General features: G+C 63.9%; 13 protein-coding genes and 1 tRNA gene. 8 read left to right on the top strand and 6 right to left on the bottom strand.

All coding sequences use genetic code 11. The features are described 5' to 3' along the window. Positions 1-4: 4 nt before the first annotated feature. Positions 5-745, bottom strand: coding sequence for a FadR/GntR family transcriptional regulator (locus KVX96_RS12565; protein ID WP_261194836.1), 741 nt, complete (start codon positions 743-745; stop codon positions 5-7). Positions 746-1,180: 435 nt separating this feature from the next. After that, positions 1,181-1,267: transfer RNA gene (locus KVX96_RS12570), tRNA-Leu, on the bottom strand. Between the two features lie 190 nt (positions 1,268-1,457). On the opposite strand from KVX96_RS12570, the gene lipB reads away from it, so the two are divergent. The 4 genes from lipB (at position 1,458) to KVX96_RS12590 (ending at position 4,991) form a co-directional block, all read left to right on the top strand. Then, on the top strand, positions 1,458-2,108 hold the full coding sequence (gene lipB / locus KVX96_RS12575) for a lipoyl(octanoyl) transferase LipB (protein ID WP_261194837.1): 651 nt from the start codon (positions 1,458-1,460) through the stop codon (positions 2,106-2,108). 95 nt (positions 2,109-2,203) lie between these two features. Further along, entirely contained in the window at positions 2,204-2,623 is a 420-nt protein-coding gene (locus tag KVX96_RS12580) for a c-type cytochrome (protein WP_261194838.1), read from the top strand. A gap of 132 nt (positions 2,624-2,755) precedes the next feature. Beyond that, the gene (gene ctaD, locus KVX96_RS12585) at positions 2,756-4,429 is read left to right on the top strand and encodes a cytochrome c oxidase subunit I (protein ID WP_261194839.1); all 1,674 of its coding nucleotides are present in this window, start codon (positions 2,756-2,758) and stop codon (positions 4,427-4,429) included. Between the two features lie 25 nt (positions 4,430-4,454). Continuing rightward, a complete protein-coding gene (locus KVX96_RS12590; protein ID WP_261194840.1) occupies positions 4,455-4,991 on the top strand; it encodes a DUF2244 domain-containing protein in 537 nt (178 codons plus the stop codon). Positions 4,992-5,344: 353 nt separating this feature from the next. On the opposite strand, the gene KVX96_RS12595 is transcribed toward KVX96_RS12590, so the two are convergent. The 3 genes from KVX96_RS12595 to KVX96_RS12605 form a co-directional block, all read right to left on the bottom strand. Next, positions 5,345-5,794 carry a CBU_0592 family membrane protein gene (locus tag KVX96_RS12595; RefSeq protein WP_261194842.1) on the bottom strand — a complete coding sequence of 150 codons (450 nt, stop codon included), beginning with the start codon at positions 5,792-5,794 and terminating at the stop codon, positions 5,345-5,347. A gap of 203 nt (positions 5,795-5,997) precedes the next feature. After that, positions 5,998-7,314, bottom strand: coding sequence for an enoyl-acyl carrier protein reductase FabMG (locus tag KVX96_RS12600; RefSeq protein ID WP_261194843.1), 1,317 nt, complete (start codon positions 7,312-7,314; stop codon positions 5,998-6,000). 174 nt (positions 7,315-7,488) lie between these two features. Continuing rightward, positions 7,489-7,947, bottom strand: a complete 459-nt coding sequence (locus KVX96_RS12605) for a GatB/YqeY domain-containing protein (RefSeq protein WP_261194844.1) — start codon at positions 7,945-7,947, stop codon at positions 7,489-7,491. A gap of 192 nt (positions 7,948-8,139) precedes the next feature. Here KVX96_RS12605 and carA point away from each other — a divergent pair, with 192 nt between their 5' ends. Together carA and KVX96_RS12615 are read left to right on the top strand one after the other, a co-directional pair. Further along, positions 8,140-9,324 (top strand): glutamine-hydrolyzing carbamoyl-phosphate synthase small subunit, encoded by a 1,185-nt coding sequence (gene carA / locus KVX96_RS12610; RefSeq protein ID WP_261194845.1) that lies wholly within the window; start codon positions 8,140-8,142, stop codon positions 9,322-9,324. An 88-nt stretch (positions 9,325-9,412) separates the two neighbouring features. Beyond that, positions 9,413-11,341 (top strand): glycosyltransferase family 2 protein, encoded by a 1,929-nt coding sequence (locus tag KVX96_RS12615; protein WP_261194846.1) that lies wholly within the window; start codon positions 9,413-9,415, stop codon positions 11,339-11,341. Here the strand turns inward: KVX96_RS12615 and KVX96_RS12620 are convergent. Next, on the bottom strand, positions 11,338-11,982 hold the full coding sequence (locus KVX96_RS12620) for a GntR family transcriptional regulator (protein ID WP_261194847.1): 645 nt from the start codon (positions 11,980-11,982) through the stop codon (positions 11,338-11,340). The genes KVX96_RS12615 and KVX96_RS12620 overlap by 4 nt on opposite strands. 106 nt (positions 11,983-12,088) lie before the next feature. On the opposite strand from KVX96_RS12620, the gene KVX96_RS12625 reads away from it, so the two are divergent. Both KVX96_RS12625 and KVX96_RS12630 read left to right on the top strand, forming a co-directional pair. Continuing rightward, positions 12,089-12,748 (top strand): pyrimidine 5'-nucleotidase, encoded by a 660-nt coding sequence (locus KVX96_RS12625; RefSeq protein WP_261194848.1) that lies wholly within the window; start codon positions 12,089-12,091, stop codon positions 12,746-12,748. Positions 12,749-12,794: 46 nt separating this feature from the next. After that, positions 12,795-13,037: a hypothetical protein gene (locus KVX96_RS12630; RefSeq protein ID WP_261194849.1), complete on the top strand. Its 243-nt coding sequence runs from the start codon at positions 12,795-12,797 to the stop codon at positions 13,035-13,037. Positions 13,038-13,045: the final 8 nt, after the last annotated feature.

Consider the following 13,045-nt stretch of genomic DNA (forward strand, 5'->3'; position numbering starts at 1 on the left):
TAGGTCAGGCGAAGTCTTTGCGCTCGGCAAGACTTGTCGCCGCGTTGGCAAACCTGCGCCGTGTCGCCGTGCGTGCCTTCTCCGGATCGCCTGCGGCGATCGCGTCCAGCACCGCGCGATGCTCTTCGATGACGGAGTCCTTGAACTCGCACGCGGCGGTGTTCTTGAGGAAAGCGGAGCGCAGATGCGTCTGGATGTTGGCCTCGATCATGCTGACAACGTCGCAGAAATAGGAGTTGTCGGAGGCTTCGGTGATCAGCCGGTAAAGCCGCAGCTCCGCGTCCACACGCTCCGCCACGGCCTCCTTGGGCCCCCGGCGGTTGGCGTTCAGGAGCTCTTCAAACGTCGCCGCAATCACCTCAAGCTGATCGTCGCTGCGAAATTCCGCGGCCAGCGCCGCCGCCCCGGATTGCACCGAGGTGCGCAGCTGGAGCAGTTTCACGATCTCCTGCCGTTTCTGGAAACAGGCCGGGCTGATCCGAAACGACGTCCGCTCGCTGCGGTCCGCCACGAAGGCCCCGACCCCGCGTTTGGCGTCCACCACCCCGTCGAACTTCAGCAGCGACACCGCCTCCCGCACCACCGTGCGCGCCACGCCGAAGCGCTCCGACATCTCGGTTTCGCTGGGAAGCTTGTCGCCGATCTTCAGCTCACCGGAGGAAATCGCCGTCATGATGGTCTGGGCAATCTCATCCGGAAGCCGCCTCGGGCGCTCAATGGTTCCAAAAATCGCAGAATTGTCCATTCAGCGGCCTTCCTATGATTGGATCTCGCAAACCCCGTATAGACGGAATCCCGGTTTCGGGACAGATAAACACATCGCAAGTTGTCTGACAACTGCTTTATGAATCACCTTTGTCGTTCTCCCCGCCGCTCGACCGGAATCTGCGCGGCAGCCCCGAATACTCCGGACGTTTGCAGGGACCATGGGAAACAACTGACCGTGGCGACCAGCTTTCAGAGCGCCGGTTACACAGTCCGGCCCCACGCCCGACGCGCAGAAGCAGCGCGCGGTTGTCCAAAAGAAAGGTTCAGCTTGCGCCACGGACGGAGTGAAAAGCTGTTCCAACGACACGCGCCAGGTGGCAGCCAAGACGCAACTTACTGCATGTTAGGTGAGCTTCCTAACGATCTGCACTTGAAACTGGGCCAAGTAAAAACGCCCCATCTCGGGAGTTTTTGGTGCGGTCGAGAAGACTCGAACTTCCACGGGAGTTACCCCACAGCGACCTCAACGCTGCGCGTCTACCAATTCCGCCACGACCGCACGTGATCAGGTAGGTGAGGCGCTACTTAGCCCCTGCTTTTGGGGATGTGAAGCGGAAAAAACCGGATTTCGAAAATTTTTTCAGAGCTCGCCAGATGACCTTTGGGAAGGCCCGCCGCGGCCCCGTCACTGGACAAGCCCGCCCCCCTTCGCTACCGACAGCACGGACCGATTGGGAAAGGCGCAGGCCATGGTGGAATGGATCGCCCGCGAGGGCTTGCTGGACTACGCAGAGGCCGTGGCCTTCATGGAAGCCCGCGCCGCCGCCATTGCCGCCGGCGAGGCCGAGGAGCTGATCTGGCTCGTCGAACACCCGCCGCTCTATACCGCTGGCACCTCTGCAAAGATCGAGGATCTGACGGACCCGGAGCGCTTCCCCGTCTATGAGAGCGCGCGCGGCGGGCAATATACCTACCACGGGCCGGGGCAGCGGGTTGTTTACGTGATGCTCGATGTGGGCAAGCGCGGGCGCGACGTGCGCCGCTTCGTGCAGCAGCTTGAGGAATGGGTGATCGCGACGCTCGAGGCCTTCAACGTGAAGGGCGAGATCCGCGAAGGGCGCGTGGGCGTCTGGGTGCAGCGCCCCGACAGGCCGCTGACGGCCACCGGCGCTGTGCGCGAAGACAAGATCGCCGCCATCGGCATCCGCCTGCGAAAATGGGTCAGCTTCCACGGCATCTCGATCAACGTGGAGCCGGATCTGGAGCATTTCACCGGGATCGTTCCTTGCGGAATCACCGAACACGGGGTGACGAGCCTTGTGGATCTGGGCCTTCCCGTCACGATGGACGACTTGGATGTCGCCCTGCGCGCCAGTTTCGAAGAGACCTTCGGCACGTAAGGCCGCCTTGGCGGCTTGTGCGACAATTCCGACGTTTCCCGACCGCTGAATTGGGCTATCCTCCCGCAGGAACGCGTAAGATTTGTGAGGCACGTATGAAAACCCAACGGATTCTGACCCTGCTCGCCGCCACCCTGCTCACCGCCCCGGCTTTTGCGGAAGGCGATGTGGCCGCAGGCGAAGCGGACTTCAAGAAATGCAAGGCCTGTCACATGATCGCCGACGGCGACAACGTGATCTTCAAGGGCGGCAAAACCGGCCCCAACCTGTTTGGAATCGTCGGCAAGCAGGCCGGCACGGTGGAAGGCTACCGCTACGGCGCCGATCTGGTGGCCGCTGGTGAAGCCGGGCTCGTCTGGGACGAGGCGAATCTGGCCGAATACCTGAAGGATCCGAAGAAATTCCTGCAGGAAACGCTGGGCGATGGTGGCGCGAAATCCAAGATGGCCTTCAAGCTGTCCAAGGGCAGCGAAGACGTTGCCGCATACCTCGCTACCTTCGCAGCGGCGCAATAAGATAAAAAATTGCGCTGCGGCGCTCTGATACATTGTCTCCGCCCTTTTCGATGCTTAAGAGAGGGGCGGAACGCGCCGCGGGAGGAGACTCCCGGTGCGCCTGTAATGAACTAGGGACCGGGAGGCACTTACATGGCGGACGCAGCCATTCAAGGCCATGACGAACACCATGACGAGCGCGGGTTTTTCACGCGCTGGTTCATGTCGACTAACCACAAAGATATCGGCATCCTTTATCTCTTCACCGCTGGGATCGTAGGCTTCATCTCCGTTGCCTTCACCGTTTACATGCGGCTCGAGCTGATGGATCCGGGCGTGCAATACATGTGCCTTGAAGGCGCACGGTTCTTCGCATCCGACGAAGTCTGCACCCCCAACGGCCACCTCTGGAACGTGATGATCACCTATCACGGCGTGCTGATGATGTTCTTCGTCGTCATTCCCGCCCTGTTCGGTGGCTTCGGCAACTACTTCATGCCGCTGCAGATCGGCGCGCCGGACATGGCCTTCCCGCGCCTGAACAACCTGTCGTACTGGATGTATGTCTGCGGTGTGGCGCTCGGCGTGGCTTCCATGCTCTCGCCCGGCGGCAACGATCAGCTCGGCTCCGGTGTGGGCTGGGTGCTCTACCCTCCGCTTTCCACCAACGAAGGCGGCATGTCGATGGATCTGGCGATCTTCGCCGTGCACGTTTCCGGTGCTTCCTCGATCCTCGGCGCGATCAACATGATCACCACCTTCCTGAACATGCGTGCCCCCGGCATGACCCTGTTCAAGGTGCCGCTCTTCGGCTGGTCGATCTTCGTCACGTCCTGGCTCATCCTGCTGTCGCTGCCCGTTCTGGCCGGCGCCATCACCATGCTGCTGACGGACCGCAACTTCGGGACCACCTTCTTCGACCCTGCCGGTGGCGGTGATCCGATCCTCTACCAGCACATCCTGTGGTTCTTCGGCCACCCGGAAGTCTACATCATCATCGTGCCGGGCTTCGGCATCATCTCGCAGGTGATCGCGACCTTCGCGCGCAAGCCGATCTTCGGCTACCTGCCGATGGTCTGGGCCATGATCGCGATCGGTGTTCTGGGCTTCGTCGTCTGGGCGCACCACATGTACACCGTCGGCATGAGCCTGACGCAGCAGTCCTACTTCATGCTCGCCACCATGGTGATCGCGGTGCCCACCGGCATTAAGATCTTCTCCTGGATCGCGACGATGTGGGGCGGCTCCGTTGAGTTCAAAACCCCGATGCTCTGGGCCTTCGGCTTCCTCTTCCTCTTCACCGTGGGCGGTGTGACGGGCGTTGTGCTCTCCCAGGCCGCCGTGGACCGCGCCTACCACGACACCTACTACGTCGTTGCGCACTTCCACTACGTGATGAGCCTTGGTGCCGTGTTCTGTATCTTCGCCGGTATCTACTACTGGATCGGCAAGATGAGCGGCCGCCAGTACCCGGAATGGGCCGGCAAGCTGCACTTCTGGACGATGTTCATCGGTGCCAACCTGACGTTCTTCCCCCAGCACTTCCTGGGCCGTCAGGGCATGCCCCGCCGTTACATCGACTACCCGGAAGCCTTCGCGTTCTGGAACGCCGTTTCCAGCTGGGGTGCCTTCCTGTCGTTTGCCTCCTTCCTCTTCTTCATCGGCGTGGTGTACTACACCCTGACGCGCGGCAAGAAGATCGAAGAAGACAACTACTGGAACGAGCATGCCGACACGCTGGAGTGGACGCTGCCCTGCCCGCCGCCGGAGCACACCTTCGAAACGCTGCCCAAGCAGTCTGACTGGGACAAGGGACACGCCCACTAAGGGCGCCCTGATCCAAGCATCGAAGATGCCGGCCACATGGCTTGAATATCCTGAAGGGGCTCCGGAGCAATCCGGGGCCCCTTCGCATGAGGGGCGCACCCTGCCCCGCGTACAGCTTTTGATGGAGCCGCACCAGTCGCTCACGCCGCGCGGCTTCGTGATCTTCATCGGGGTGACGGCGGCGCTCTTCCTGCTGCCCCTGCTGGCGGTTCTGGGCTCGCCCGTGCTGTGGGGGCTCTTGCCCTTCTTTGGGCTGGCGGTAGCCGGGGTCTGGTATGCGATCCGCCGCAACCAGCGCGACGCGCAGATCACCGAAGAGCTCACCCTCTGGCCCGACCGCGCGCTGCTGCGCCACATGGCGGCGCGCGGGCCGGAACAAACCTGGGAAGCCAACCCTTACTGGATCACCGTGGAGCTTCTGCAAAAGGGTGGCCCGGTGCCAAACTATATCGTGCTGAAAGGCGGCCCCCGCCCGGTGGAGATCGGCCGTTTCCTAAGCGAAGAAGAACGTGTGGAGCTGGCGGCGGATCTGCGCCTCTGGCTCGGGCGTCTGGGGAACTGACCCAAGCCAGAGGCACATGAAGAAGGCTGGTGCCCTCCCCGTTTCATCACATGCGCCGATGGCGGGACACCAGGAACAGAGCGGGCGCTGGCCACCCCCAGGGGATGGGGGGCTGGCACGGGCCCGCAAAGGCCATCCATCGCATGTGTCGCGTTTCGAAAGAAAGTTCTGCTCGCACGCTCCGCGAAACCAGAGGCCCCCTGCCCCAAAAAAGAGGCAAGCGTTGGAAGGTGGTGGGCCTTGGCCGCACGGGCCGTACCTTTTTCTCGAAACAGCGCCCGCCGGGCGGGAATGTTACCCGGCGAAAGCGCGTACGATTTGGATACTCCTCCGCCTGTCAAACGAGCGTTAGCTCACTGCAGCGGCAGCGTTAACCCTTTAGCGCCCTTCGCCTTTGGCCCACGCAACGGGGAGACATGGACCCGCGGCACCGGGGCCCGCCGCCGCGCCCGGCGTCGGCAACAGGCGGGGAGCGGCCTCCGGCACGCGGCGTGCGCCTGGACACCCTTATAGGCACGGGCCGAACGCCCCATCCGCACGGCAATGGCCAGCAGGCCGAGGCTGATCCAGAACAGCTGGATCAGGGCAGAGGCGAAATTGAACTCCCGGCTGAGGCTGATCAGCACACAGCTGGCCGCCAGCGTGTTGACGAGGAAATAGCCAACCGCGCGGCTGTCCACCCGATTGAGCGCAATCAGGACGTAATTTCCGATGTAGAGCCCCACCCCGAGGATCCCCAAGCCGGCGGAGAAACCGGCAGGAAAGATCTGCAATGCCTGCACGAAGGTCTGAATAGCCGTCATGACACCAACCCACATTTCAAAAGGAACCGAAAACCAAAAGGCGTGATGAATGGGGCCAGCATGGCGCAAGGCCCATCGGCGCGGCGTGAGGGCCGCGTTAACCTTTGGTGTGGAAACTGTCAGAGGCAGGCGTCAGCAGCGCAGCAAAAAGCCCGGCCCCCTTCCAAGGGCCGGGCTTTTGAAATCAGAATTCCGGGAAAGGATCAGCCCGGAAGGCCGGTCACGCCCAGGGTTTTGGAGACAACGTCATGGCCCATCCAGTAGGCGGCGCTGTCGGCTGTCCAGCTCTGGTGCAGCATGATGTGGCCGCAGGCGGTGAAGACGATCTGGCTCAGGTAGCTCGTCATCAGATCGTCGCTGTCCTTGTGCATGGCGCGCAACTCGGCGGAGCTGCCCAGCATGATGTTCATCTGCTCGGGCGTGTTGTGCTGCGGCCAATCAGCAAAGACGCGCATGTACTGCGTGGACGGGTCGGCGTGGTAGGTGTCGAGGATCTCCTGCACGCGGGCCAGCGCGGCCTCGCCATCGGTCAGCTTGGCGGCGCAATTGGCCTTCACGGTGGCGGAGAACGGGGCACTTTCGGCCTCGTGATCCAGCGCGTTCAGCAAGCGGTAGAGCGGCAGCTCGACGCCGACGAAGACACCCGAAGAGTTCGTCAGGATTTCCGGCGCGTTGTAGACGGAGACATTTGCCCCCGTGGCGCGCGCTTCGGCGGCGAGATCCTCAAGCCGCATCTTGGCAAAGCCCTGCAGGTAGGGCGCATAGGTCTGCCACTGGTAGCTGCCATCGATGAGGCATTCAGTGCCGTGGTAGCCATAGGCCACATAGTTCACACGTCCGCCCTTGGCCTCCACCTCGGCGCGTAGATCGGCGGAGCCTTCCACCAGATGCGTCAGCGTGCGTGCCGTCACCTCTTCGAAGGAGATTTCGCAGGCGCGGCCAATGGGGCTGTCCCAATAGGTCTTGGACGACAGGTAGCGTGCATCCATCCCCTTGAAGACGCGGTTGGACACCGACAGCACCCGCTTGGAAGCCGGAATGCCGCCCGCCATCGTGTGGGCAAAAAGCACATTCGCACCTTCGGGCAGATGCGGCTTCAGCGCGGCCATGAAATCGGCCACGCTGGCTTTGAAGCGGGCCTCGCCTTTCAGGCGGGCTTCTTCGATAGCGGCCAGATCAAGGCTGCCCTCTTCCCAATCCTTGCCCAGCGCGTTGAGGCGATCAGACAGCGTCAGCCCGTCCGAGGCCTTCTCCTTGTCAAAGCCAGCCTCCAGCGGCACATTGATGATCGGCCCATGGCCCTTGGCGGCCAGTTCTTCCTCGGTGAGCGGGCGCAAGGAACCTTCGGCGTCGCGGCGGCCCACCGTGCCGTAAAGCACCGTCATCCCGGCCTTTTCCGCCGCATCGATCAGCCCGTTCACATAGCCGCGGCCAAAGACCTCGCCAAAAATGACAAGCACATCGCCTGCGCCGTAACCGGCGGGGGCGGGAACGCTGCGGATGGGGTTCAGAGGGGTCATGGTTGAAAACCTTCGCTCATGAGGACGTCGTTATGTGCCGTGGGGGAAACCACGGTCTTTCTTGTTCTCACCTGCAATGCCGCGCGGCTGCCGTCAAGCGCGGTTGCACGCCCTTGCGGCATCTGTGGCACGGGTGAAACGCCCCTTTGGGGGCGCAAAAGCGGCGCTGCGCCGTCAGCCGAGGCGCTCTTTCAGCAGGCCGCCGACCTGCCCGAAATCCATCTGGCCGGTGTATTTGGCCTTCAAGGCCCCCATCACCTTGCCCATGTCACGGATCGACTCGGCCCCGGTTTCGGAGATTGCCGTGTCGATGGCGGCGGTGATTTCATCGCCCGACAGCTGGCGCGGCAGGAAATCCTCGATCACGGTGATCTCGGCGCGTTCCTTCTCGGCCAGTTCCAGCCGTCCGCCCTCTTCATAGGCGCGCGCGCTTTCCTGACGCTGCTTCACCATTTTCCCAAGGATTCCAAGGATGTCAGCGTCAGAGACCTGCCCTTCCCCGGTTTCGCCCCTGAGCGCGATGTCCTTGTCCTTGATGGCGGCGTTGATCAGCCGCAACGTGGAGAGCCTGTCCATGTCCTTGGCTTTCATGGCGGCCTTCAGCGACGTGCTGATCTCGTTTCTCATGTTCATCGGTCTGGCTATCCCCTAGCGGTCCGAAGTTTCCCCAAAGCCTGAACCTTAGCCAAAACACCGCGCCAAGACAATGGGGCGCAATATGATCAAGTCATTGATATTGAACGGTTTTCAAATTTCAGGTTTCGACTTGACCATTGCCCTCCCTGCCCCTAGTTTCCCGACAATTTTGTGCCGAGGAGTCCTGTGATGTCTGCCGCTGCCAGCGCCCTTTTCACCCCCCAGAAGCCCACCGCCTGCCTCGCGCTCGCGGATGGCACCCTGTTCTACGGCTACGGCTTCGGGGCGGAAGGCACCACGCAGGCCGAGCTGTGTTTCAACACCGCGATGACGGGCTATCAGGAGATCATGACGGACCCGTCCTACGCGGGCCAGATCGTCACTTTCACCTTCCCCCACATCGGCAACACCGGCGTAAACCCGGAAGACGACGAAACCACCGATCCGGTGGCCGACGGCATGGTGGTGAAATGGGATCCCACCGAGCCCTCCAACTGGCGCAGCACTGAAGAACTGGGCGCATGGCTCGCCAAGCGCGGCCGCATCGGCATCGGCGGCGTCGACACCCGTCGCCTGACCCGCGCCATCCGCCAGCAGGGCGCGCCCCATGTGGCGCTCGCCCATGATGCGGAAGGCAACTTCGACATCGAGGCGCTGGTGGCCAAGGCCCGCGCCTTCAACGGGCTCGAAGGGCTCGACCTCGCCAAGGACGTGACCTGCGCGCAATCCTACAAATGGGATGAAATGCGGTGGGCCTGGCCGGAAGGCTACAGCAAGCGCAGCACGCCGGGCCACAAGGTGGTGGCGCTGGATTTCGGCGCCAAGCGCAACATTCTGCGTTGCCTCGCCTCTGCCGGCTGTGACGTGACAGTCCTGCCCGCGACCGCCACGGCGGAAGAGGTGCTGGCGCATAACCCCGATGGGGTGTTCCTCTCCAACGGCCCCGGCGATCCCGCGGCGACGGGGGAATATGCCGTGCCGATGATCCGCGACGTGCTGGAAAAGACGGATCTGCCGGTCTTCGGCATCTGCCTAGGCCACCAGATGCTGGCGCTGGCGCTCGGCGCGACGACGATCAAGATGAACCACGGCCACCACGGTGCGAACCACCCGGTGAAGGATCTGGAAACCGGTAAGGTGGAGATCACCTCGATGAACCACGGCTTCACCGTGGACAGCCAGACCCTCCCCGAAGGCGTGATAGAAACCCATGTCTCGCTGTTTGACGGCTCCAACTGCGGCATCCGCATGGAAACGCGCCCGGTCTTCTCGGTGCAGTACCACCCCGAGGCCAGCCCCGGCCCGCAGGACAGCTACTACCTGTTCGAGCGCTTCGCCGAGGCAATGGCCGCGCGCGCCAACCTGCAGGCCTGAGCCGAAAAGCTTAACCGGGCATTAACCCCCCGCGCCTATCCTGCGGCGGCGGCCAGTGCGGGCCGCACAACCGCTTGCAGGTGGCGCGATGGCCTCATCCTCTCTGGCTCCAGCCTCGCTGGCCCCTCCAAGCCTGCGCCTTGTCCAGACGGAAGCGCACGGAACCGAGGAGCAAGGCCACGAAGGCGCATATACCCCGCGGCGGGCGCTTTCGGCCTGCCTTGTGGAGATCGGCGGCGTTGATCCCGGCGACCTGGCCCGCGCCACGGCGCTGCATCAGCGCGAAGAGGCGCCATTGCAGGATATCCTCCTCGCAAATGGCTGGATCACCGAACCCCGTCTGATCAAGGCCATGGCCCGGCGCTGGGGCTGTACCGAGGTCGATCTGGCGGCCGAGCCCCCTGATCCGACGCTGCTTCGCCTGATCGGTGCGCCCTTCTGCCTGAAACACGGGCTGGTGCCCTGGCGGCGGCATGGCGCGGGTGTTGTCATTGCCACCACACGGCCCGAAAGCTTTAACGCCCTGCGCCCGCGCCTGCCGCCCTCTTTTGGCCCTGTGCATATGGTTCTGGCACCGCAGGCCGCCATTCGCCATGCCGTGGCCCGCTGCGCGAAAGGGGAACTGGTGGACAGTGCGGAGGCCCGCGTCATGGTGCGTGACAGCTGCCGCCGCTTCGGCACCCTGACGCAGGGCGCGCTGGTGGTGGCGGCGGTGCTGCTCGTCGCCGCCCTGCTGCACCCTACCGTGGCGCTTGCCACGCTGTTCCTGCTGGCCTGTCTCGGGCTCTTTGCGCTGACCGGCCTCAAGGCCGCCGCCGCGCTGGCCCATGGCCCACGCGCCCTGCGCGCGCGGCCGGTGCCCGGGCTGTCTCCCCCCGAAGAGCCGCCCCCCAGCATTGCCCGCCTGCCCGTGGTGTCGATCCTCGTGCCGCTGTACAAGGAACGGCGCATCGCCGAGCACCTGCTCGCCCGCCTGCGCGCGCTGGATTACCCGCGCGAACTGCTGGATGTGATCCTCGTGCTGGAGGCCGATGACGTCACGACCCGCGCCACGCTCGCGGCCACGGAGCTTCCGCCGTGGATCAGCGTCGTGCCCGTGCCCACGGGCCGCGTGCGCACCAAGCCCCGCGCGATGAACTACGCGCTGGATTTCTGCCGGGGCAGCCTGATCGGCATCTATGATGCGGAGGACGCCCCTGCGCCGGGGCAGATCCACGCCGTGGTGCGCCGCTTTCAGGAGCGCGGGCCGGAGGTCGCCTGCCTGCAGGGCATCCTCGATTTTTACAACGCCGAGCGCAACTGGCTCGCCCGCTGCTTCACCATCGAATATGCCACGTGGTTTCGCCTGATCCTGCCCGGCCTCGCCCGCCTCGGCCTCGTGATCCCGCTCGGAGGCACCACGCTGTTCTTCCGCCGCGCCGCGCTGGAAGAGCTGGGCGGCTGGGACGCCCATAACGTCACCGAGGATGCCGACTTGGGCCTGCGGCTGGCGCGCCGGGGCTATCGGGCCGAAACAATCGAAACCGTCACCCGCGAAGAGGCCAACTGCCGCGCGCTGCCCTGGGTCAAGCAGCGCTCGCGCTGGATCAAGGGCTACGCGATCACCTATGCCGTCCACATGCGCCACCCGGCCGCACTCTGGCAGGATCTGGGGGCGTGGCGGTTTTTCGGGGTGCAGGTGCTCTTTGCCGGCTCCATCCTGCAGGTGCTGCTCGCGCCTTTGCTCTGGAGCTGCTGGCTGATGTTCTTCGGCCTCTGGCACCCGATCGCCGGCGTCTTCCCGCCCGCTGTCATCTGGGCTGCCATCGGGCTGTTTCTCACGAGCGAGGTCGTCACCATTTTGACGGGCATGGCGGCGGCGGTGCAGAAGGGCGAAGGCTGGCTCGTCAAATGGGTGCCGACGCTGCACTTTTACCACCCGCTGGGCACGCTCGCCGCCTATAAGGCCATGTATGAGCTCGTCCGCAGCCCCTTTTACTGGGACAAAACCGATCACGGCACGCTCGGCGGCGCTTAACGCTCCTTCTTGGCGTCCTGCTTGAGGCGGGTTTCGAACGCGCGCGACAGATGGGTGCGCAGCGCTGCATAGGCCGCATCGCCCTCCCCAGCGGCAATGGCCTCCACGATGGCGCTATGTTCCGACAGCGCCGTTTCCCCACGCCCCTCCGCCGCGAGCGAGGTGGTGGCCATCAGCGCCATGGTGCGGTGCACCAGATCGAGCTGCTGCACGAGGTAGCGGTTGTGGCTGGCGAGGTGGATCTGCTTGTGAAACCGCCGGTTGGCGCGCGACAGCGCGTCCGGATCGCCGACAAAGGCCTGATCCTCTTCGACCATGTCGCGCAGCACCTTGATTTCCTCGGGCGTCGCATGGCGCGCCGCCAGCCGCGCGGCCAGCCCCTCAAGCTCGCTGCGCACCGCGTAAAGCTCGGCCATCTGGTTGTGATCGAGCGAGGCCACGATCAGCGAACGCCCGTCACGCGAGAGCAGAGATTGCGTCTCCAGCCGCTGCAGCGCCTCCCGGATCGGGGTGCGCGACACGCCGAAACGCTCGGCCAACTCGCTTTCCACCAGCCTGTCGCCGGGCTTGTAGATGCCCACGTCGATGGCTTCGAGGATCAGCGCATAGGCGTCCTTCTGCTGTGGTTTCGTCTCGCCCATATCCGCCTTCCCGTTCTTGCGTCGCGCCACCCTAGGGCGGGAAGCCGCAGAGGATCAAGCCAGCCCGGCGATTGAAGCCGCTCGCGCGTCGAATTAGCATGGGCGCATGGTTGCTGCGTCCTTCTCCCACGTCCGTCATTGGGTCTTTGACCTTGATAACACGCTCTATCCGCCGGCCGCGCGGCTGTTTGACCAGATCGAGCAGCGCATGACGGCCTATGTGATGGATCAGCTCAAGGTGCCCCGCGCCGAGGCCGACCGCCTGCGCCGCCACTACTGGCACTTGCATGGCACCACACTTGCGGGGCTGATGCATGAACACGGGGTCGATCCCGTGCCTTACCTCGTGGATGTGCACGACATCGACCTCTCCCACCTTGAACCCGACCCAAAGCTTGCCGCGCTGATCAAAGGGCTGCCCGGGCGCAAGATCGTCTACACCAACGGCAGCGCGCCCTACGCCGAACGCGTCGCGGCGGCGCGCGGGCTTGAGGGCGTTTTTGATGCGATCTACGGCGTGGAGGATGCCGGCTACCGGCCCAAACCCGAAGCCGGCGCCTTTGAGAAGGTCTTCGCCCGCGATGGCGTGCAGCCCGGCGCGGCGGCCATGTTCGAGGACGAGCCGCGCAACCTTGCCGTGCCGCACAGTTTGGGGATGCGCACCGTCCATGTCGCGCCAGAGCGGCTGGAGGCTGCGCATATCCACCACCACACGTCCGATCTGGCCGACTTTCTGTCGCAGGTCAGCGGGGGCGAAACGGGCTAGAAGGCCCCTATATGTATGGTGGAACCCAAAGCGTACAGGAACACATATGACGAGTATCGCCGCCCGCCGCCCCTTCTGGCAGCGCCTTTTCTTCGCCGTGCCGGTCTTCGGCTGGATCCTCAAGGATTACCACGAAGGGCAGGATGCCAATATCTGGTATCACATCATCACTGTTGTCAGCCTCTGGCTGATTTCCGGCCTCACCTTCGGCATCGTGGGCATCGCCATCCCTGCCGTGATGGCCGTGCCGGTGATGTTCACCCTCCTCATCCTGATCAGCCGCGGCTGATCGCCCGC

This window comes from Pseudoruegeria sp. SHC-113, assembly GCF_025376885.1.
GTDB lineage: Bacteria > Pseudomonadota > Alphaproteobacteria > Rhodobacterales > Rhodobacteraceae > Pseudoruegeria.